General features: G+C 63.6%; 16 protein-coding genes and 1 other RNA gene. 11 read left to right on the forward strand and 6 right to left on the reverse strand.

The window, feature by feature from the left end; translation table 11 throughout:
- Positions 1 to 13: 13 nt before the first annotated feature.
- Entirely contained in the window at positions 14 to 2,812 is a 2,799-nt protein-coding gene (locus tag ACYVHT_RS00095) for a DUF4961 domain-containing protein (protein ID WP_460546683.1), read from the reverse strand.
- 214 nt (positions 2,813 to 3,026) lie between these two features.
- On the opposite strand from ACYVHT_RS00095, the gene ACYVHT_RS00100 reads away from it, so the two are divergent.
- From ACYVHT_RS00100 to rnpB, 8 genes are all read left to right on the forward strand, one after another.
- On the forward strand, positions 3,027 to 4,013 hold the full coding sequence (locus tag ACYVHT_RS00100) for a DUF2279 domain-containing protein (RefSeq protein ID WP_460546685.1): 987 nt from the start codon (positions 3,027 to 3,029) through the stop codon (positions 4,011 to 4,013).
- A gap of 122 nt (positions 4,014 to 4,135) precedes the next feature.
- Positions 4,136 to 5,359, forward strand: coding sequence for a Smr/MutS family protein (locus tag ACYVHT_RS00105; RefSeq protein WP_460546687.1), 1,224 nt, complete (start codon positions 4,136 to 4,138; stop codon positions 5,357 to 5,359).
- Positions 5,360 to 5,583: 224 nt separating this feature from the next.
- The gene (locus ACYVHT_RS00110; RefSeq protein WP_460546689.1) at positions 5,584 to 6,504 is read left to right on the forward strand and encodes a metallophosphoesterase family protein; all 921 of its coding nucleotides are present in this window, start codon (positions 5,584 to 5,586) and stop codon (positions 6,502 to 6,504) included.
- 75 nt (positions 6,505 to 6,579) lie between these two features.
- Complete coding sequence (locus tag ACYVHT_RS00115) at positions 6,580 to 7,254, forward strand: transcriptional regulator (protein WP_460546691.1); 675 nt, start codon at positions 6,580 to 6,582, stop codon at positions 7,252 to 7,254.
- Positions 7,255 to 7,400: 146 nt separating this feature from the next.
- Positions 7,401 to 9,227, forward strand: coding sequence for a sensor histidine kinase (locus ACYVHT_RS00120; protein WP_460546693.1), 1,827 nt, complete (start codon positions 7,401 to 7,403; stop codon positions 9,225 to 9,227).
- Between the two features lie 100 nt (positions 9,228 to 9,327).
- A complete protein-coding gene (locus ACYVHT_RS00125) occupies positions 9,328 to 11,187 on the forward strand; it encodes a M1 family metallopeptidase (RefSeq protein ID WP_460546695.1) in 1,860 nt (619 codons plus the stop codon).
- Positions 11,188 to 11,429: 242 nt separating this feature from the next.
- A complete protein-coding gene (tnpA, locus tag ACYVHT_RS00130; protein ID WP_460546697.1) occupies positions 11,430 to 11,900 on the forward strand; it encodes an IS200/IS605 family transposase in 471 nt (156 codons plus the stop codon).
- 195 nt (positions 11,901 to 12,095) lie between these two features.
- An RNA gene (gene rnpB, locus ACYVHT_RS00135) (RNase P RNA component class A) lies at positions 12,096 to 12,570 on the forward strand.
- A gap of 363 nt (positions 12,571 to 12,933) precedes the next feature.
- Here the strand turns inward: rnpB and ACYVHT_RS00140 are convergent.
- Positions 12,934 to 13,374 carry a c-type cytochrome gene (locus tag ACYVHT_RS00140; RefSeq protein ID WP_460546699.1) on the reverse strand — a complete coding sequence of 147 codons (441 nt, stop codon included), beginning with the start codon at positions 13,372 to 13,374 and terminating at the stop codon, positions 12,934 to 12,936.
- Between the two features lie 8 nt (positions 13,375 to 13,382).
- Positions 13,383 to 14,663: a PQQ-dependent sugar dehydrogenase gene (locus ACYVHT_RS00145; protein ID WP_460546701.1), complete on the reverse strand. Its 1,281-nt coding sequence runs from the start codon at positions 14,661 to 14,663 to the stop codon at positions 13,383 to 13,385.
- Positions 14,664 to 14,853: 190 nt separating this feature from the next.
- On the opposite strand from ACYVHT_RS00145, the gene ACYVHT_RS00150 reads away from it, so the two are divergent.
- Positions 14,854 to 16,020, forward strand: coding sequence for a sigma-54-dependent transcriptional regulator (locus ACYVHT_RS00150; RefSeq protein WP_460546703.1), 1,167 nt, complete (start codon positions 14,854 to 14,856; stop codon positions 16,018 to 16,020).
- A 76-nt stretch (positions 16,021 to 16,096) separates the two neighbouring features.
- Here ACYVHT_RS00150 and ACYVHT_RS00155 read toward each other — a convergent pair whose 3' ends face one another.
- Both ACYVHT_RS00155 and ACYVHT_RS00160 read right to left on the reverse strand, forming a co-directional pair.
- Complete coding sequence (locus ACYVHT_RS00155; protein ID WP_460546705.1) at positions 16,097 to 16,447, reverse strand: hypothetical protein; 351 nt, start codon at positions 16,445 to 16,447, stop codon at positions 16,097 to 16,099.
- Positions 16,448 to 16,580: 133 nt separating this feature from the next.
- Positions 16,581 to 17,579 (reverse strand): long-chain-fatty-acid--protein ligase, encoded by a 999-nt coding sequence (locus ACYVHT_RS00160; protein WP_460546707.1) that lies wholly within the window; start codon positions 17,577 to 17,579, stop codon positions 16,581 to 16,583.
- A gap of 119 nt (positions 17,580 to 17,698) precedes the next feature.
- Here ACYVHT_RS00160 and ACYVHT_RS00165 point away from each other — a divergent pair, with 119 nt between their 5' ends.
- Positions 17,699 to 18,277 (forward strand): hypothetical protein, encoded by a 579-nt coding sequence (locus tag ACYVHT_RS00165; protein ID WP_460546709.1) that lies wholly within the window; start codon positions 17,699 to 17,701, stop codon positions 18,275 to 18,277.
- Between the two features lie 24 nt (positions 18,278 to 18,301).
- Here ACYVHT_RS00165 and ACYVHT_RS00170 read toward each other — a convergent pair whose 3' ends face one another.
- Positions 18,302 to 20,722, reverse strand: a complete 2,421-nt coding sequence (locus tag ACYVHT_RS00170; protein WP_460546711.1) for an alpha-ketoacid dehydrogenase subunit alpha/beta — start codon at positions 20,720 to 20,722, stop codon at positions 18,302 to 18,304.
- A gap of 245 nt (positions 20,723 to 20,967) precedes the next feature.
- Here ACYVHT_RS00170 and ACYVHT_RS00175 point away from each other — a divergent pair, with 245 nt between their 5' ends.
- Positions 20,968 to 21,738 (forward strand): DUF1573 domain-containing protein, encoded by a 771-nt coding sequence (locus ACYVHT_RS00175; protein ID WP_460546713.1) that lies wholly within the window; start codon positions 20,968 to 20,970, stop codon positions 21,736 to 21,738.
- Positions 21,739 to 21,774 lie beyond the last annotated feature (36 nt).

Consider the following 21,774-nt stretch of genomic DNA (forward strand, 5'->3'; position numbering starts at 1 on the left):
AACGGCTAACTCATCACTCCACTACCAGGCGCAGGGTTTGCTGCCGGGTATCGGCGCGGAGCTGCACGATGTAGACCCCGGCGGCGAGCTTGCCCAGGGGCAGCTCGCGGGTGTGGGTGCCGGCGCTTTCGCGCAGGGCGGGCAGGGCCAGCACGCTTTGGCCCAGCACGTTGCGTACCGTGATTTGGGCGGCCCCGGCGGCGGGCAGCTCGTACTGCAGGGTGGTGGTGCCACGGGCGGGGTTGGGCGCGGCGGTGAGGTGGAACACGTTCAGCTGCTCGGCGCGGGTGGCCAGCGTGAGGCGGCGGATGCGGCGGGTGGTGTACACGGCAAACTCACCGGGGTTGAGGTTGAGCAGCGTGTGCGTGTTGGCGACGGTGATGCTGTCGCCGGTGAGGTAGTTGTACCACTTGCCGGTTTGCTGGAAGTCGGGGTCCACCTGGTCGCCGAAGATGCCGAAGTTGCCCACGGCCGTAATGTTCAGGCTGGGGTCGGACAGGTGCAGCACCTTCGACTGCCCGCCCAGGGCGCCACTAAACGTGGCCGTGCTGAAGCCCGTTTGCTTGCGCAGGGCAATGAGGTTGGCGTAGGTATCGCGCAGGTGGCGGCGGTTGGCATCCTGCAGGTAGTTCCACAGGATGGGCTTGGCGCCGGTACGGCCGTTCTGGTTAATGTCGATGTCGTAGCCCAGCTCGCCGAACTGCCACACCATCTTAGGGCCGGGAATGGTGAAGAAGAAGGCCGCGTTCATTTCCATGCGCGAGAGGGCGGTGGGCAGGTTCTGCACGTTGTAGCCGTTGCCGTTGTTGAGGCCGGCCGTGAGGGCGTCGTACATCACGCGCTGCTCGTCGTGGCTTTCCATGTAGCTCACCAGGCCGGGCTGCGCCCAGCCCCGGCCGCCGGTGCCGTAGTAGCCGTTGATGAAGTTGGTGTTGGAGGTAATGCCCTTGCCGGTGTTGTCGTAGGCGTAGTTCATATTGCCCCACAGCATCATGCCGGCATTGGCCAGCACGGTTTCCTCGCTGTTGTCGGCAAAGTGCTCGAGGATGACGTAGGTGCCGGCGCGGTTGGCCTGGATGCGGTTGTAATAGTCCATCCAGATGTTGATGCGCGACTGGTCGTAGTTGCCCCAGGCCCCCACGTTGCTGCCCGAGTTCACCTGCGTGAAGCCCTTGCTCAGGTCGAAGCGGTAGCCGTCCACGCGGTATTCGTTCACCCAGAAATCCATCACGTTTTTGCTGAAGGCGCGGGTGAATGTGCTCTCGTGGTTGAAGTCGTAGCACACGTTGAAGGGGTGCGTGGCCACGCGGTTGAACCACGGGCTGTCGGTGGTGGGGCCGCCGGCATCGGAGTACATCTGCACCATGGGGCTCTGGCCGCAGGAGTGGTTCAGCACCATATCCAGCACCACGGCCATGCCGCGGCGGTGGGCCTCATCTACCAGGGCCTTGAGGGCGTTTTTGGTGCCGTAGTATTTGTCGGGCGCGAAGTAGAAGCTCGGGTTGTAGCCCCAGCTGTCGTTGCCCTCAAACTCGTTCACCGGCATCAGCTCGATGCAGTTCACGCCCAGGCGCTGGATGTAGCGCAGCGTGTCGCGGATGGTCTGGAAATCGTGGCGGGCCACAAAGTCCCGAATGTGCAGCTCGTACACCACCAGCGCCGACTTGGCCGGGCGCACGAAATTATTCACCTGCCAGGTGTAGGGCGTCTGGTTGGTCTGGAAGGTGGCCATGATGCCCGTCTGGCCGCTGGGGTAGCGCAGGCCGGGGTAGGTGATGGCCGGAATGTACTGGTCGTTGCTGGGGTCGAGAATTTTCTCGGTGTAGGGGTCGGCCACGCGCAGGGTGCCGTCAATCAAATACTGGTAGGCATACTCCTGGCCGGGCGTGAGGCCGTTGAGCTGCACCCACCACATGTTGCCGTCGGGCGTCTTGTTCATGAAGCCCGCGTTGGTGGTCTGGAAGTTGTTGAACTCGCCAACGGCGTACACATACTGCTTGCCGGGGGCCGTGAGGGCCAGAATGACCGACGTGCCGCCGGCCAGATACGTCACGCCTTCGTGCGCGCCGGCGGGCAGGGCCGCCACCGTCACGGTGGGCCGCACCACCAGAATTACGGAGTCGGACACGGCCGCAGCGCCGGTGCCGGCCGTGAGGCGCAGCACGTTGCGGCCGGGCAGCGTGGGCGTGGCGCTGCCGCTGATGGCGGTGGCATTGTTGGCCGTGGCCACGGTGGTGCCGTTCAGCGTCAGGGTCAGGTTAGCGGCCTGGGCGCTTTCGCCCGTCACCGGGATGGCCACGTTGGCCGCCACGAACTGCGGGTTAGCCGAGTGCGCCGGCGAGGTGATGCGCACCGCCGGGCCGCCCTGGTAGGCATCCACGAAAATGTCGCTGCCGCCCGCCGCGCGGCCCACCACCGAGCCATCGGCATTCTTGAAAATCATGCCCAGGCGCAGCAGGCTTTCGGCGGCCGGAATGGGGTAGTAAGTGCGCGGCGTGAAGGTGATGCGGTAGAGGTTGGGGTTGCTGGCGTCGCGGGTCATCAGCGCCGTGGGGTCGGCCGCGCCGAAGTTGGAGCTGTGCACGTTGCGCCAGTTGGTGTTGCTGGAGCTGAGGTTGGTCACGGTGCCGGTCCAGATGTACACGTTGCCCGTGAAATTGGCCAGGGCGCCGTTGCCCTGCGTGGCATCGTAGGTGATGGTGACCGCCGTTTGGTCGGTGAAGAACACCGGCGAAGTAGTGACAACCTGCGCCTGGGTGGTCCAGGCCAGCAGCGTCAGCAGCAGGGCCGCTAAGCGTCGAAATGTTTGCATGTGGGAATTGGAATGCGAAAAGGTGGGAAATACAGTTGAGCGTAAGACTTTTTGAGCGGTGAAGAAGTTTGTTTTTGGATATTTGTGGAAACGTTTGCCTTCGATTTAATTAATTATTTCACAGGCAAACCAAGGCGCAAGATACGGAATTGCGGCCCGTCCGGGGCATTTCCGGGCGTACCTTTAAGCCTTTTATTGCTTGATTTAGTTGCGCATGGCCGGAGCTTTTTTTGGGACGATTTCGAGGGCACGGAAAAACTGGCTGGCGCTGGCCGTGGCGCTGGCTTCGGCGGGGCCGTTGCGCGGGCAAGCGCAGGCCCTCCCCCAGGCCGATAGCACTGCCCCCAATACGGTGCTGCTGCAAGGCCCTTCTCCACGAGCCCTCGACCCAGCCACCAGCAGGCGGCGCCTGCGCCTGCTGGTGGGCGGCTCGGCGCTGAGCTACGGCGTGATTTACACGGGCCTCACCACGGCCTGGTACACCGGCGAGCGGGTGCCGCTGCATTGGTTCAACGACCTGCCCGAGTGGCAGCAGCTCGACAAGTGCGGCCACTTCTGGGGCGCCTTTCAGGAAAGCCGGGGCGCGGTGGACATGCTTCGCTGGGCCGGCCTGAGCGAGAAGAAAGCCATCTGGTACGGCTCCTTCGTGGGTTTCGTGGTGCAGAGCCCGATTGAAATCCTCGACGGCTTCGACCCGGCTTATGGCGCCTCGGCCACCGATTTGGCGGCCAATTTTCTGGGCTCGGCCGGGCTGCTGGCCCAGCAGCTGGCCTGGCACGATGTCCGCATCATGCCCAAATGGTCGTTTCACCTCACCAGCTACGCCGCCATGCGCCCCAACGTGCTGGGCAGCAACGTGCCCGAGCGCCTGCTCAAGGACTACAACGGCCAGACCTACTGGCTCTGCACCGACGTGGGCGCGTTTCTGAAGCCCGGCAACCGCTGGCCGCGCTGGCTGCAGCCGGCCGTGGGCTACGGCGGCCAGGACATGGTGTACAACGACGACGGCACCAACGCGGCGGCCGGCCTGCGGCCCTACCGGCAGTTTTACCTGTCCGTCGATGTGGATTTGCGCCGCATCCCCACCCGCAGCGTGCTGCTGAAACGGGTGTTCTACACGCTCAGCATTTTCCACCTGCCGGCCCCGGCGCTGGAGTACAACGGGCGCAACGGTTTCCAGTTTCACGGCCTCTATATGTAGGCTGAAAACGGCTTATCCATCCGCGCCACGGCTTCTGCCCGTACTTTTGATGAACCCACCCCGCCCCGGCGGCTGTTTTCTCTTGCTGAAAACAGCGCCCTCCAGCGCAAATCCGTGATATTATGAACGTAGGAGACAGAGTCCGGCTCTTGACCGGCACCGAAGAAGGCATCGTTACCCGCTTGCTCGACAGCGAGCTGGTGGAAGTTGCTATTGATAATGACTTTACCATTCCCGTGCTGCGGCGCGAAGTAGTGGTGGTGGCCCAGGAAGAAGGCAAAAACTTCGACCGCGCCGCCCCCGACTACGGTCCCGGCCAGGCACCCGGCAAAAACGCCAACGCCAGCAAAAAGGACAAGAGCAAGCGCCCGGTGCACGAGGCCGGCCCGGCCAAACCGGCCCAGCCCTCGCTGCAGCAGGCACTGGCCGCGGCAGCATCGAGCAATGCCGGCATCGCCAAGATGGGCGCTGGCAGCGGCCCGGCCGGCGGCAGCCGGCAGCCGGCGGCGGCCAAGGGCCTGTTTCTGGCCCTGGTGCACCAGTCGCCGGAGCTGCTGGGCGTCACGCTCATCAACAACACCGAGGCCGACGTGCTTTTTACTTACGGCGAGGAAACCAGCGCCCGCCCCTACCGCACCCTGGCCGCCGACAAGCTCGGCCCCAAGGCCAGCACCAAGCCCCTCTCCTTCCTGCACCTGAAGGACTTCGAAACCTGGCCCGCCGTGGTGTTCCAGCTGCTGCCCACCAGGCCGAATGGCGATGCCGCTTATGAGCTGCTCACCAAGCGCCAAGCGTTCAAAGCCAGCACGTTCTACAGCAGCCAGCGGCCCGCGCCGCTCATTGGCAAGGATGCGTACCTGTTTCAGCTCGATGAGAAGGCCGCCGCCGCCATCGCGCCCGAGAAGCTGGCCCAGGAAGCCCCCGCTCCTGCCCCCGAGCCGGCCAAACCGGCGGGCGTAGATGCCGCCGCGCTCAAGGCCCAGCTCAGCGGCGACGCGCCCGCGAAGCCGGCCGCCGTAGCCGCCGCTGCGCCGGTCAAACCCGCCGCGCCGGTGGTAGCGCCGCCCCACGAGTTCGACCTGCACCTCGAAGCCCTGCGCCCCGACAACAAGGAAGAGCTGAGCAACACGGCCATCCTGCGCCTGCAGCTCGATGCGTTTGAGGACGCGCTGAGCCGCGCCCTGGCCACCAACATGCACGAAATCGTGTTCATCCACGGCCTCGGCAATGGCACGCTGCGCAAGGAAATCCACCGCCAGCTGAGCCGCAACAAGGACATCAAGTTCTTCGAAGATGCCCAGAAAGGCAAGTTCGGTTTCGGCGCTACCCTGGTGCGGCTGAAGTAGTAAGCCCGGCTGGCGGAAATTATACGCGTCGCGCGGTAGGGTGCGGGGCTGGCCCCCGCCCGCCATTGCCCGGCGTCGTTGAGTGGGCCCAGAGAGCGGGCGGGGGCCAGCCCCGCACCCTACGCCATGTTCGCAAGCCATTGCGTGGCCAGTATAACAGAGCGTCCTGTTTCGGCTGCGCTCAGCAGGACGTTTTTTTTCTCTGTCATCTCCTCATCCTGCCCATGTACGACCTCATCGGCGATATCCACGGCCACGCGGCCGAGCTGCACCAGCTGCTGCAAAAACTCGACTACGCGCCCGATGCGCAGGGCATTTACCGCCACCCGGCGGGGCGGCAGGTGATTTTCGTGGGTGATTTTATTGACCGGGGGCCGGCCATTCGGGAAGTGCTGCAGGTGGTGCGCGGCATGGTTGATGCCGGCACGGCCCTGGCCGTGATGGGCAACCACGAATACAATGCCCTCGCCTTCTGGGCCTTCGACCCCACGGGCGGGCATCTGCGCCCCCACCTGCCCAACCACATTTTGCAGCACCTCGAAACCATTCGCGCCTTTAGCTCCAGGGAGCTGTTTGCCGAATGGCGGGACTACCTGGCGTGGTTTCGCACGCTGCCGCTGTTTCTGGAGCTGCCAGGGCTGCGCGTGGTGCATGCCTGCTGGGATGCCCGCTACATTGGCTACCTGCGCGGGCAGCTGCCCGATTCCCGCCTGACCGATGACTTCCTGCTGCGGGCCAGCCGCAAGGGCTCGGCGGAGTTCGAGGCCATCGAAGTGACCCTGAAAGGCCACGAGACGGCCCTGCCCGGCAACTACCACTTCTTCGACAAGGACGGCCACCGCCGCACCAGGGTGCGCACCGCGTGGTGGCGCAACCCCGTGGCCGCCACCTACCACGACTACTTCCTGGAGCCCATTGAGGCGCTGGCCGACCAGCCGGTGGACGTGGCCGCCCTGCCCGATGCCAGCTACTACCAGGACGAAACGCCCGTGTTTTTCGGCCACTACTGGCTGCGCGGCGAGCCCCGGCTGCTCACGCCGCACTCCGTGTGCCTCGACTACAGCGTGGCCAGGGGCGGCGAGCTGGTGGCCTACCGCTGGCACGGCGAGCAAACGCTGACGCCCGCCGGGCTGGTACGGGTGTAGCACGCCCCGGCACTGGCCCAAAATCAACATTTCCATGTCATGGCGCGGCGCGGGTTTGCGCCGCACCTTTGCGCCATGCAATCCCCCATCGCGCTGGCCCTCATCGAAGACCAGGTTTCCATTCGGGAAACCCTGAACGAATACCTGTGCGCCCAGCCCGAGTTCCGCTGCGTGCTGATGGCCGATTCCGTCGAAGCGTTTGTAGAACAGCTGCGTACGGCCGCCGTGCGGCCGGAAATCATCCTCTCCGATATTGGCCTGCCGGGCCTGTCGGGCATCAGCGGCCTGCCCTTGATTAAGGAGCTGCTGCCCGATGCCCAGGTGCTGATGCTGAGCGTGTATGCCGATGCCGAGCGGGTGTTTGAAGCGCTGCGGGCCGGCGCGGTGGGCTACCTGCTGAAGAATACGCCGCTGGCGCAGCTCAAGGAGCACCTGCTGCAAGTGGCGGCCGGCGGCTCGCCCATGTCGCCGGGGGTGGCGCGCTACGTGGTGCAGGCCTTTGCGCAGCTGCCCCCCCCGCTGCCCCCCAACATTCCGCTGGACAACCTGCTGCCCTCGGAAACCCTCACGGCCCGGGAGCTGGAAATCGTGCGCGGCATCGAGGACGGGCTGAGCTACAAGCTCATTGCCGAGCGCCATTTCATCAGCATCGACACGGTGCGCAACCACATCCGGGCCGTGTACCGCAAGCTCCAAATCAACTCCAGGAGCGAGCTCATGGCCCACGCGCTGAAGCGCCAGCGCCGGTAGCCGTACGCTGCCGGACTCCGGGAGTGGCCGGCCGTTTTTATTCGTTCAGCCGATACCTGACGGCACTAAAAACAGCCGGGCGTCGGATGCGCAACGAGGCCGTTTCTGCGCTTTCTTTGTCGCTTACTTCTATCCTTATTTATTTAATGCCGTTCCGCTTACGTTCCTGCTGGCTGGGATTGAGCCTGCTCCTGCTGGCGGGGGCAGCGGCGGCGCAATCCGGCCCGGTCGGGGCCCGGCCTTTTCCGTTCGATTCGTTGCGGGCCACCGTGCGCAAGGCGGGGCTGCCCGACACCGAGCGGGTATTCAGGGCCATGGAAGCGTACCAGGCCCTCATCTACGCCCGGCCCGATTCGGCCCCGCCCTACGTGGCCGAGGCGCTGGCCCTGGCCCGGCGCATCGGCTTCACGCGCGGGCAGGCCAATGCCTACGGGGCCCTGGCCGGCCTCGAATACCAGGCCCACCGCTACGCCCGCGCCCAGCACTACTACCAGCTGATGCTGCGCGCCGCCCAGCAGGCTCACCACACCGGCCTGATTGGCAGCGCCTACGCCGGCATGGCCAGCATGGCCGTGAACACCGGCAACGCCCCCGCGGGCCTGCGCTACTACGCCCAGGCCCGCGCCACCTTCGCGCAGGCCCGGCCCCGCAATTACAACAACGAGGTGCTGACCCTCTACAACTTATCCAACTACCACCTCAACCACCAGCAGCCGGCAACGGCGGCCCCCCTGGTGCGGCAGGCCGTGGCGCTGCTGCCCCACTGCACCTGGCCGGAGCTGCCGGTAGCGGTGGCCATCGGGCTGGGCCAGATTCAGCACCACCAGCACCAGCCCGATTCGGCGGTGGCCTCGTGGCAGCGGGCCGTGCGGCTGGGCCGCGCCGCCCACCTCAACCAGCTGGTGGCCGAAGCCCACAGCCACCTGGGCGGGCAGTACCTGGCCCGACACCGCCCGGCCCAGGCCCTGGCCGAGGCCCGGCAGGCGCTGAGCCTGGCCCACCAGAGTCAGGCGGCCGAAATCGAAGCTGAAAACCTGGCCCTGCTGGCCGAGGCCATGCGTGCCCTGGGCCAGCCCGCCGCCTACGACACCCTGCACCGCCTGCTGGCCCTGCGCGATACCCTGCACGCCCACGAAAACGCCGGCGCCCTCAGCCAGGCCCAGGCCCGCTTCACCGACGCCGAGCAGCAGGCCCAGATTCGCAGCCTGCAGCAGGAGCGCCGCCTGGCCGCCCAAACCCAGGAGCTCACCCGCCTGCGCTACCGCCAGCAGGTGGCGGGTGTGAGCAGCCTGGCGGGCGGCCTGCTGCTGCTGGCCGGCTGGGCGTTCTGGCAATACCGCCGCCGCCAGCAGCAGCGGCAGGCCACCCACGACACGGCCCTGCGCACCCAGCTGGCCGCCGACCTGCACGACGACGTGGGCGCGCTGCTCACCCAAATCAGCCTGCAAAGCGACCTGCTGCGCGAAACCACGGCCGCGCCCGCCCAGACGCTGGCCCGCCTTGAGCGCCTGAGCGACACCAGCCGCCGCGCCGCCCGCCAGATGGCCGACGTGGTGTGGGGCCTGCACGCCAGCTCGGCCGACCTGCCCGAAGTGCTGGTGCACATGCGCGACCACGCCCACGAGGTGCTGCCGCCCGCCGGCCTGTCCATCGACTTCGACGTGACGCCGGAGGCCGCCACCCGCCGCCCCAGCGTGGCCGTGTGCCAGACCATCTACCTCATCTACAAAGAAGCGCTTCACAATGTGGTGAAGCACGCCCGCACCGCCACGCAGGTCACCATTCGCCTGCGCCTGGAAGCCGGGCAGCTCTGCCTTTCGGTGCGCGACAATGCCCCCGGCCCGGCTCCCATTGCCCGCTCCGGCAGCCACGGCCTAGCCAATATGCGCCACCGGGCCGAGGCCGTGGGCGGAACCCTGCATTTCGCGGCCGAAGCCACGGGATTTGGGGTGGTGGCGTGTTTGCCGGGGTAGCGCAGTCTTTGCCCGCCTGCGCGCGCCGGTAGCAGGGCGGCGCGCTGCCGGATGTTCTTTTGTCTTTTCGCTGGCTAATTCTTTTCCTTCGCTGTCCCGCATGCGCTTTCTCCCCTTCGTTTCCCTCCTGCTCGCCCTGCCCGCCCTGGCCCAGCCCACGCTGCCCCTTCCGCGCAACCTGCAAGCCACCTACACCAGGGGCACCCGCGCCGAAAGCGGCCAGCCCGGCCCCAACTACTGGCAGAACACCGCCGACTACGACCTCAACGTCACGTTCGACCCCGCCACGCGCCGCGTGGCCGGCACCGTGGCCATTCAGTACCAGAACAACAGCCCCGACAACCTGGACCGGCTCTGGTTCAAGCTCTACCCCAACCTTTACCAGAAAGGCGCGCCGCGCAGCAAATCCTTCGCCCCGGAAGACCTGAGCGAGGGGATGAAAATTGAGCAGCTGACCATCAACGGCGAAACCTTCGACGTGAAAAAGCTGGCCATCGACGCCACCAACCTGACGGTGCCGCTGCGCAAGGCCATTGCGGCGCACCAGTCGGCCACGGTGCAGGCCACGTATTCCTATATCCTCAACAAAGGCTCGCACCAGCGCACCGGCGAGATTGAGCCGGGCGCGGCTTTTGTGGCGTACTTCTTCCCGCGCATTGCCGTGTACGACGACATCGACGGCTGGAACCGCGTGCCCTACACCGGCGACCAGGAGTTTTACAACGACTTCGCCAACTTCAAGGCCGCCGTTACCGTGCCCAAAGACTTCGTGGTGTGGGCCACCGGCGACCTGATGAACACCGACCAGGTGCTGACCAAAAAATACGCCCAGCGCCTGCGCGAGGCCGAGCAGAAGGATGCCGTGGTGAGCATCATCACCCCGGCCGAGGCAAGGCTGCGCGGCATCACCGCGCCCAACGCGCAGAACACCTGGCGCTTCGAGGCCAAGAATGTGACAGACTTCGTCTTCGCCACCGCCGACCATTACGTGTGGCAAAGCACCAGCCTGGTGGTGGACCCCGCCACCAGGCGCCGCACCCGCGTCGATGCCGTGTACAACCCCAAACACGAGGACTACAAGGAGGTCATCGACTTCAGCCGCAAAACGGTGGAGGCCATGAGCTACACCTTCCCCAGGTGGCCCTTCCCCTACGCTCACGAAACGGTGTTCGACGGCCTCGACCAGATGGAATACCCGATGATGGTGAACGACAACCCCACCGAAACCCGCGACGACGCCATCACCCTCACCGACCACGAAATCTTCCACACGATGTTTCCCTTCTACATGGGCATCAACGAAACCAAGTACGGCTGGATGGACGAGGGCTGGGCCACCATCGGCGAGTGGCTGATTTCGGGCATCATCGACCCCAGGCTGGACGACGACTACGGCGTGGCCCGCTACGCCCAGCACGCCGGCGAGGAAGGCGACCTGCCCATCATCACGCCCAGCACCCAGCAAAACGGCGGCGCGTTTTTCCTCAACTCCTACCCCAAGCCCGGCATGGGCTACCTCTACGTGAAGGATATGCTCGGCGACGAGCTGTTTACGAAAGCCCTGCACACCTACATCCGCAACTGGAACGGCAAGCATCCCATGCCCTACGACTTCTTCAACAGCATGAACGCCGGCGCGGGCCGCAACCTCAACTGGTTCTGGCAGCGCTGGTTTTTCGACAACGGCTATCCCGACCTGGCCATTGCCAGCGTGACTAAAACCGCCGCCGGCTACGACATCCAGGTGCAGGCCAAGGGCAGCAAGCCCGTCCCGGTCGATTTGACGCTGACTTTCGCCGACAACACCACCCAGAAACTCCACCGCAGCATTGCCGTCTGGGAGTCGGCCACGTCCGTCACCGTCCCCGTCGCCACCAAGCAGCCTTTGAAAAAGATTGTAATGGGCAGCACGCTGGTGCCGGATAGCTACCCGCAGGATAATGTGTGGGAGGGGCAGTAACGCCCCAGCACGGCGACATACCGGCAGCGAAGCCCGCCCCGTTGATTCATCAAGCCCCAGCGGGGCGACATATCGGTAGTAAAACCGGCCACACCCAATTTCCTAAGCCCCGGCGGGGCGACATTTGTCTGACAAGTGTCGCCCCGCCGGGGCTTTGCCGTTCTTTTTGCGCTACTTACTACCGACATGCCGCCCCGCTGGGGCTTTATCTGCTTGCACCCAGTCTTTGCGTTTCTACATTTATGGCCAACACTTACACCCAAATTCATCTACAAATCGTGTTTGCGGTGCAAGGCCGGCGCTCCCTCATTCCAGCCATCCACGCCCAAACCCTTTATCAATACATCGCCGGCATTATCACCCAGCAAGGGCAAAAGCTTCTGGCAATTAATGGCATGCCCGACCACCTGCATTTATTGATTGGCTTGCGGCCGGATAAGGCGCTTTCCGATTTGATGCGCGAGGTGAAAGCCAATGCATCCAGGTTTATCAACGAGCAGAAATGGCTGCCGGGCAGGTTTGCGTGGCAGGAGGGATTCGGCGCGTTTTCCTATGGCGCGTCGCAGCTACCGCAGGTTATTGCCTACATCGAACGGCAGCAGGAGCACCATGCCAAACGGACGTTTGCCCAGGAATACGAGTTGCTGTTGCAGCATTTTGGCGTTGACTACAATCCCCAGTATGTGTTCAAGGCGGCAGAAGAGGCGGGCTGATTTCCAGAGCCCCAGCGGGGCGCTATATCGGTAGCATACACCCGCCCATCCCAGTATGACGAGCCCTGTAGGGGCGACATTCGTTCAACGAGTGTCGCCCCTACAGGGCTTCCTTGTTCAATAGATTCCGGTTTTACTATCGATATAGCGCCCCGCTGGGGCTAATCGGGCAACTTCTCCCCTACCTTTGCCCCAGTGATGGGTCGCCTCACCGCGGCGCCTTCGGGCGACGAGGAAAGTCCGGGCAACGCAGAGCACCCTGCTTCCTAACGGGAAGGACTGGCGCGTATCATGCTCGCCAGGACAGCCAGTGCCACAGAAAATTACCGCCGGCCTGAAGGGCAGGAGGGTAAGAGGGTGCGAGGGTAGGAGTTTAAACTCATGCCCTTCTACCCTCCCACCCTCTTACCCTTTCAACCGGTAAGGGTGAAAAGGTGCGGTAAGAGCGCACCAGCGGGCGGGTGACCGTCCCGGCTGGGTAAACCTCAGGGGTTGAAAGACCAAATAAGCTGGTACGCCGGCGCGGCCTTCGGGCGGTGCCGGCACCGGGCGGCTCGTCCGGCGCCAGCGGGTAGGTTGATGGAGCCTTTCCGCGAGGACTGGCCTAGATAAATGGTGAGGCAGTGGCTTCGGCCACGGACAAAACCCGGCTTACAGACCCATCACCCCATATCAAAAAAGGCCACTCCCGCGCGGGAGTGGCCTTTTTTGTTTCCAGGCACCGGGGCCGCCCCGCAAGGCATTCGGGCACCCGACTGAGCTGCGGGGCGGCCCCGCAAGGCATTCGAGTGCCCGACTGAGCTGCGGGGCGGCCCCGGAAGGCATTCGGGCACCCGACTAAGCTGCGGGGCGGCCCCGCAAGGCATTCGGGCACCCGACTGAGCTGCGGGGCGGCCCCGGAAGGCATTCGGGCACCCGACTAAGCTACGGGGCCGCCCCACAAGGCATTCGGGCGCCCGACTGAGCTGCGGGGCGGCCCCGCAAGGCATTCGGGCGCCCGACTGAGCTGTGGGGCGGCCCCGCAGCCCGGACATTATTTCTTGTTGGCAGACCGAACGGCTTGCACCTCGCTCACCGTCACGGCGCTGGCTTTGTTGCCGAAGTTGCTGCGCACGTAGGTGAGCACGTCGGCCATCTGCTGGTTGGTGAGGTAGTCCTGCGAGGGCATCACGTTGTGGTATTCCTCGCCGTTGATGTCCTGGCCCTGCAGGCCGTTGAGCAGCACCTTTACCAGGCGGGCTTTGTCGCCCAGCACGTAGTCGGTCTTGGCCAGGGGCGGGTTGAGGCCGTCCACGCCGAGGCCGTCGGCCTGGTGGCAGGTGAGGCAGTACTGGGTGTATAGGGACTTGCCCCTGAGCACCGAGGCCGAGGCGGCGGGGGCTTTGGCGGGGCCTTTAGCCGCTGTTTTTTTCTGGGCGAAAGCCGGGGCGCTGGTCAGGGCCAGCAGCGCCAGAATGACAAAAGACTTCTTCACGAAAGCGCTTATTTCTTGGTGTACATGATGCGGTAGATGGTGCCGGCCTTGTCGTCGCTCACGTAGAGCGAGCCGTCGGGGCCCTGGGCCAGGCCGCAGGGCTTGTGGTCGGCGCGGCCGCTGGCAGCCTTGGCATCGGAGCCCGCGAAGTTATCGGCAAACACCTCCCACGGGCCGCTGGGCTTGCCGTTTTTGAAGGGCTGGAACACTACGTAATAGCCCTTCTGGGGCTCGGGGGCGCGGTTCCAGGAGCCGTGGAAGGCGATGAACGCGCCGTTGCGGTACTTCTCCGGAAACATGGTGCCCGTGTAGAACAGCAGGCCGTCGGGGGCGGTGTGGGCGGGGTAGGCGGCGGCGGGCTCCAGGTATTTGGGGTCGGCCAGCTTCTTGCCGTCGCCGCCGTATTCGGGGGCCAGTATTTTCTGGTGCGTCAGGCCGTTGTAGTACAGGTAGGGCCAGCCGGCATTGGCGCCTTTGGTGATTTCGTAGAGGCACTCAGCGGGCAGCTCGGCCGACTGCTTGCTGTCGTACAGCGCCGGGAAGATGTCGTGCAGCTGGTCGCGGCCGTGCTGCATCACGAAGAGCTGGTTGGCCTGCTGGTTCCAGTCGAGGCCCACCACGTTGCGCAGGCCGGTGGCGTAGCGCGTGCCACTGCCGTAGCCCTGCCCCACCTTGTCGGCCCGAAACTGCCAGATGCCGCCCGCCGAATCCAGCACCGGGCAATTCTGCTGGCCCAGCGAGCCCGTCTGCCGGTCCTTCACCTGGCAGGAGTTCGAATAGGCCCCGATGTTGACGTAGATATTGCCCGCATTGTCCAGCGCAATGGACTTGCTCTCGTGCTGGTGCCGGTTGATGAGGCCGGTCACAATCTTCTCGGGCTGCGCGGGGTTGGTCACCTCCCCTTTCGCATCCAGCTTGTAGCGGTACACGTCCTCATCCGACGACGCATACAAATACCCGTCTTTCAGGGCAATGCCCGTGCCGCCGTAGCTGCCGAAGCCGCCCGTCACGGTGGCCTTGCCGGTGGCGTTGGGCCTGAGCTCGAGCACGCCCTTGCCGTCCTTGGGGCGGTTCAGCTTCACGTAGATGGTGCCCTGCGGCGTCACGGCCAGGTGCCGGGCCCGGCCGCCGGTTTCGGCCACCACCAGCGCGCCGAAGCCGGCCGGCAGCTTCAGGCCGGCGTTGTTGGGGTCGGGCGCGAGGGCGGGCTTGCTGATAAGGGAGTACAGGCTGAAGCTGCTGGCCAGGGCGGCCGTGAGCAGGAATGGTCGGGTTAAAGAGGTTTTCATGAGGGAAATGTAGTGTTGGGTATGCAAAGGAAACCGGCCTGACGTTAGGCCTCACCGCCCCGCTGGTACGCGTCGCAGACGCGCGCCAGCGAGGATGCACCGCTTAGCTAGCGTGGCTACTTAAACTCCTAGCGCCGCTTTTCGTTACCTTCGCTCCCTCCTATTTGCATTCATTCCCGTTCCCGCACCCATGCCCCGCATCCTCATCATCGACGACGAAAAAGCCATCCGCAACACGCTGAAGGAGATTCTGGAATTTGAAGACTACAAAGTAGACCAGGCCGAAGACGGCCCCGCCGGCCTCGACATGCTCATTCAGCAGAAGTACGACGTGGTGCTCTGCGACATCCGCATGCCCAAGATGGACGGCCTCGAAGTGCTGGAGCGCGCCCAAAAGATGGGCACCGAAGCCGCCTTCATCATGGTTTCGGCCCACGGCAGCATCGACACCGCCGTGGAAGCCACCAAGAAAGGCGCCTACGACTTCCTGCCCAAGCCGCCCGACCTCAACCGCCTGCTCGTCACCGTCCGCAACGCCCTCGACCGCACCAAGCTCGTGACCGAGAGCAAGACGCTGAAAAAGAAGCTGTCCGTCACGTCCAAAGGCTCCGAGATGGTGGGCTCCTCGGCCGCCCTCGGCGTGGTGCGCAAGGCCATCGAAAAGGTGGCCCCCACCGATGCCCGCGTGCTCATCACCGGCCCCAACGGCGCCGGCAAGGAGATGGTGGCCCGCCAGCTGCACGAGCTCAGCCCCCGCGCCAACGGCCCGATGGTGGAGGTAAACTGCGCCGCCATCCCCTCCGAGCTCATCGAAAGCGAGCTGTTCGGCCACGAAAAAGGCTCCTTCACCTCGGCCGTGAAGCAGCGCATCGGCAAGTTTGAGCAGGCCGACGGCGGCACGCTCTTCCTCGACGAAATCGGCGACATGAGCCTCTCGGCCCAGGCCAAGGTGCTGCGGGCGTTGCAGGAAAATAAAATCACCCGCGTGGGCGGCGAAAAAGAAATCTCGGTGAACGTGCGCGTCGTAGCCGCCACCAACAAAAACCTGCTCCAGGAAATCGCCGACCGCAACTTCCGCGAAGACCTCTACCACCGCCTCTCGGTCATCCTCATTCAGGTGCCCGCCCTCAACGACCGCCGCGAAGACATTCCGGAATTAATTGAGAAATTCCTCAACGACATCGCCGCCGACTACGGCACCAAGCCCAAGAAAATCGACGCCGCCGCGCTGGAATACCTCAAAGCCCTCGACTGGCGCGGCAATATCCGCGAGCTGCGCAACGTGGTAGAACGCCTCGTGATTATGAGCGACGACACCATTTCGGAAAGCGACGCGAAGGCGTTTGCGGGGAAATAGGAACAATAGAATTAAAAAGGTAAAAGCAGGTAGTCCACGGAGTGCAGTAGAAACTGCCCTGGTGAGCAACCTGCTTTTATCGTTTATAGCAGTTCAGGGTTAGCCCGTTTTCATCTATTTCCAGCGAGAATTGACCAACGCTGTTGATGAGGGCCTCAATTTGCGACAAGCGCTGCTCGGTCTGGTTGGCCGCGTCAATAATTCTTGGGAAAAACAGGTATTCAATTTCCTTGAACAGTAACCAGCCGCCAAGCGAGTTGTGGCCTTCGAAACCTGTTTGCCAATAATCGAATCCGAACTCCGTGTCTTCATACAAGTACAACCGACCAATTTGGTCTTGTTGCACCTTTTTAAACGCAATTACCCGAACCTCAGCAGCATTTTCAACAAGCTTACCAATCAGGCGCACCCACTTTGAATCGGACATGAGCGGCTGGGAGAATCCTGCAACAGCCTTTTCGATTTCCCGGTCTATTTGTTTACAAAATCTGATTGCTTTTTTCGTCCTCATAAGCGCGCTGCAGTCATTTCATTTGATAATTAGCTAAATGCTCTGCGCTTCACACCAGCTGATTGCACCCGCGCACGTCCGAATTATCCATCCGGCCCAGCACCTCGAACGAGCCATCCTCATGCATCCGCGCCAAATCCTTGGTTTCGATAAAAGCGCAGGAATCCACGTTGGCCAAGTCAATCACATTGATAGCGCCATCCTTTCTATCACCAATCGAAAACGGGTCCGACGGGTCGCGCAGCAGCACCCGCAGCGGCGCGGGGCAGTGGAAACGGCCGTCGCCCAGCGAATAGGCCTGGCTCAGCAGCTCGGTCATGCCGTATTCGGAATGGATACCGGCCGGGCCGAATGCCTGCTGCAATTCGGCGTGCAGCTCCTCGCGAATCATCTCGCGGCGCCGGCCTTTCATGCCGCCGGTTTCGAGCACGGTGAGGCCTTGCAACTCCGGCGCGGGGCCGGTTTCGGCCGCAAAATCCAGCAGCGCGTAGCTCACGCCGATGAGCATGACGCGGCGGCGTGAATCCTGCCTGGCCTGGGCCAGCGCGGCGCGCAGGGCGGCGTGGTCGTGCAGGAAAAAGGCGGGCTGCGCCTGGCCCGATTGCCGGGCAAAGTAGTCCACCATGGCCACCAGCGAGGAATTGCCCTGCTCCAGGTACGAGGGCAGCAGCGCCAGAAACGTCCAGCCGGTGAGCGGGCCGTAATACTGCTCGAAGATGCGGGCGGCGTTTTCGCGGTACAGCGCGGGCTCGCGCACGAGGTGGCGGCTGCGCTGCTGCAGGGTGGTGCCGCTGCTCAGGAAGGTTTCCTGCGGCTCCCAACCTGCTGGCTCGGTGCGTACTTCGTGGGTTTTGAAGAATTCGATGGGCAGGAACGGAATAGCTTCGAGCCGGGTAACAGCTGACGCATCGCGGCCCAGCCGGGCCAGGTAGGCGGCGTAGGGCGGGCAGTGGGTGGCCTGGTGGCGAAACAAGGCCAGGGCAGCCGCTTCGAACGAAACCGGTGTGAGCTGAGGCAGGCGGTGCAAAAAATCGGAACGGAAACTCATGAGCAGGCGGCGGGGTTAGCACTGGTAGCCGAACCAACAAGTACCGCCATTCGTTGGGGAAAGCCTACTTTGGGCCTAACTTGGCCGTTGTGTTGCGGTCTTTTCACTTCCTGCATAATATGAATCTGCTTCGTACCCTGAATGGTGCCGTGCTGCTGGGCCTGGCCGGAGCCGGCCTCAACAGCTGCATCCAGGCCCCTGACTACTCCTTCACGCCCGAAATTGATTTTAAGGAAGCCAAGAATGTGTTTACGCCGAGCGTGAACGGCAACAGTCCGCGCAATGAAATTACGTTTGTGCTGAACTTTCGGGATGGCGACGGCGACCTGGGCTTGTCGCAGGATGACATTAAGCAGCCCCCGTACAACCAGCCGCCGCAGGCTCCCGTGCCGCTGGGGCGCAACCACGCAACCAACGAGTACAACTATTTTATTCAGCCTGAGCTATTCAACAATGGCGTTTGGACCGCATTTCAGGCGGGCATTGTCGGCGAATACGATGGCACCTTTCCTCGCCTGGATGGCACCGATGCCAAACCCGCTCCGCTCAAAGGAGAGTTGAACTACCGACTCCCGCTTGACCTGGATGGCGCTATTTACAAGCCCAACCAAAAATTCCGATTTAAGCTGACCATCGTTGACCGGGCGTTCCATGTCAGCAACACGGTCACTTCCACCGAAATAACGCTGGGCCAATAAGCCCAGCGTTATTTTTTTACCTGGTTAGTAAATGGCCGGAAACTGCTCCGGCGCGTCCTCGCTCATCATCTCGTAGATGGTGTCGAACACGTCCTCCGCGTTGGGCTTGCTGAAGTAGTCGCCGTCGGAACTGTAGGCCGGGCGGTGGGGCTGCGCGGCCAGGCAGCGCGGCTGCGCATCGAGGAAGCGGTAGGCCTGCTGCTCATCCAGTACCTGCTGCATCATGAACGCCGTAGCGCCGCCGGGCACGTCCTCATCGGCAAACAGCACGCGGTTGGTTTTCTGAATGCTGTCGAGAATGAGCTGGTCGGTATCGAAGGGCAGCAGGGTCTGCACGTCGATTACTTCGACGGAAATGCCCACGTCGGCCAGCTGTTTGGCGGCGTCCATCACAATACGGCACATCGAGCCGTAGGTCACCACCGTCACGTCGGTGCCCTGCTTCAGCACCTCGGGGCGGCCCAGCGGCAGCGTGAACTCGCCCACGTTGCTCGGGATGGTTTCTTTCAGGCGGTAGCCGTTCAGGCACTCAATCACCAGCGCGGGCTCGTCGCTGCGCAACAGCGTGTTGTAGAAGCCGGCGGCCTGCGTCATGTTGCGCGGCACGCACACGTGAATGCCGCGAATGCTGCCCAGAATCATCTGCATGGGCGAGCCGGAGTGCCAGATGCCTTCCAGCCGGTGCCCGCGGGTACGAATAATGAGCGGTGCCTTCTGGCCGCCCTTCGTGCGGTATTGCAGGCAGGCCAGGTCGTCGCTCAGAATCTGGATGGCATAGAGCAGATAGTCCAGGTACTGGATTTCGGTGATGGGCCGCAGGCCGCGCAGCGCCGCGCCAATGCCCTGCCCGATGATGGTGGTTTCGCGAATGCCGGTATCGGTCACGCGCAGCTCGCCGAATTTCTCCTGCAAGCCGGCAAATGCCTGGTTTACGTCCCCGATTTTGCCCACGTCCTCGCCGATGGCGAAAATGGCCGGGTCGCGCTGGAAGTTGGCATCGAAGCAGGCCTGCAGCACTTCGCGGCCGTCTACCTGCGGCGCATCGGGCGCGAAGGTGGCGGCCACTTCTTCAATATTGCCCACGGCCAGCTCGCTTTGGCTGAACAGGTTGGAGTTGTAACGGTCGGCATTCTCGGCCAATAGTTGCTCCAGATGGCGCTGCACCTGGCGGCGGCCGAAGCTGCGCTTCTCGTTGCGCACGGCACGGAGCACGCGGCGCATGGTCCGCACAATGTCGGCCCGGATGGGCGTGGGGTTCGATTTCAGCTGCTCCACCTGCTCGTGCAGCGTATTCTCAGTGCCGGTGTCGGCCACCAGCTTTTCGAGCAGGGCCACGGCCTCGTCCCGCTCGGCCTTGATGGGGTCGAAGAAGGCGGCCCAGGCAGCCGTGCGCGCCGTTTTGATGACAGCCGCGGCTTCTTTCTCGATGTCGTCCAGCTCCAATTCGGTGGCGTGGCCTTCGGCCAACAGCCATTCGCGCAGCTTGTGCAGGCAGTCGTGGTCCTCCTCCCAGGTCAGGCGGTCCTTGCTCTTGTAGCGCTCGTGCGAGCCGCTGGTGCTGTGGCCCTGCGGCTGCGTGAGCTCCGTGACGTGGATGAGCACGGGCACGTGCTGCTCGCGGCACACGGCGGCGGCGCGCTGGTAGGTATCCACCAGGCCGGCGTAGTCCCAGCCGCGCACCACGTAAATCTCGAAGCCCGGCTGGCCTTCGCCGTCGCGCTGCAGGCCCATCATGATTTCCGAGATGCTCTGCTTGGTGGTCTGGTACTCAGCCGGTACGGAGATGCCGTAGTGGTCGTCCCACACGCTCACCAACATGGGCACCTGCAGCACGCCGGCCGCATTCAGCGCCTCGAAGAACATGCCCTCCGACGTGCTGGCGTTGCCGATGGTGCCGAAGGCTACCTCGTTGCCGTTGACGGAAAGCTCCGTAAACTGGTGCAGCTCGGGGTTTTGGCGAAACAGCTTGCTGGCGTAGGCCATGCCCAGCAGGCGCGGCATCTGGCCGGCGGTGGGCGAAATGTCGGCCGAGGAATTTTTGGTTTGGGTGAGGTCGCTCAGGTTGCCGTCCTCGTCCAGCATGCGGGTGGCAAAGTGGCCATTCATGGCGCGGCCGGCGGTGGCGGGCTCGGCTTCCACGTCGGGGTTGGCGTAGAGCTGGGCGAAATACTGCTGCCAGGTGAGCTGGCCAATGGCCACCATAAAGGTCTGGTCGCGGTAGTAGCCGGCGCGGAAGTCGCCGTTCTGGAAGGCGCGGGCCATGGCAATCTGCGGCACTTCCTTGCCATCGCCGAAGATGCCGAATTTGGCCTTGCCCATGAAGACCTCCTTGCGGCCGGCCAGCGAGGCGTGGCGGCTTTCCCAGGCCAGGCGGTAATCGGTGAGGAAATCGGCCTTGGTGAGGGGCGCGGCTAGCGCGGGCACGGCGGTTTCGGCAGCGGACATAGAAATACGGGTAAGAATGCGGTGGGAATTTTAAGCAGGAAGAAGCGGGCGGCCGGAGCCACCGCGCAAAAATACGGAATTGAGGCCGGGTGGGTGGCGTGGGCCGGTTTGGCCGTATATTTGGGCTACGAAGGTGGGTGCGTGCGGCGTTGATTTTCAGCCCGTGGCCGGTGCTCACGATTCGCTTTCTTCCTCAGAACCATCCGCCCCGGTCTTTTGATTCGGTGCTTTAAGGGTCAGAAATCATGAAAAAACTTCTTACCATTCTCCTGCTGGCCTTTGCCGGCGCCGCCCACGCCCAGGGCGTGATGCAGTTCGAAACCGACAACCACGACTTCGGCAACGTGCCCGAGGGCACGATGGCCACCTACGAGTTCAAGTTCAAGAACACCGGCAACCAGCCCGTGGTGATTGCCAACGTGCAGGCCAGCTGCGGCTGCACCACCCCTGACTGGACCAAGACGCCGGTGCTGCCCGGCAAGTCCGGCATCATCAAGGCCATGTACAGCAGCGCCGGCCGCCCCGGCGTGTTCAACAAAACGGTGACCGTGACCAGCAACGCCACCGATGCCAGCAAAGTCCTCAGCATCAAGGGCACGGTGCTCACCAAAGACCAGATTAAGCCCACCCTGACGCCCGCCCAGCTGGCGGCCTCGCCCCACATGGTGCTCGACAAAACCAGCTACGATTTTGGCAAAATGGAGGCCGGCCAGCAGCCCACCGCCCGCTTCACGGTGAAGAACACCGGCAAAACCCCGCTCGTGCTGGGGGCCCTCACCACCGGCTGCTATTGCGTGGGCTACAAGAATCCGCCCACGGCCATTGCGCCGGGCCAGAGCCAGGTCATTGAGCTGCTCTACAGCCAGCGCCAGCTCGGCCAGGTGAGCGACGCCGTGACCATTGCCTCGAACGACGTGAGCGGCGATGCCAAAATTATGCTGAAGGCCAACATCGTGCGCGACCTCGTGGGCAACAGCATGGTGAAGGAAAGCGGCACGGCCGTTCCGTTTAAATAAGGACCGCAGATTTGGCAGATTTGACGGTTTTCGCCG

Source organism: Hymenobacter daeguensis (assembly GCF_054780555.1).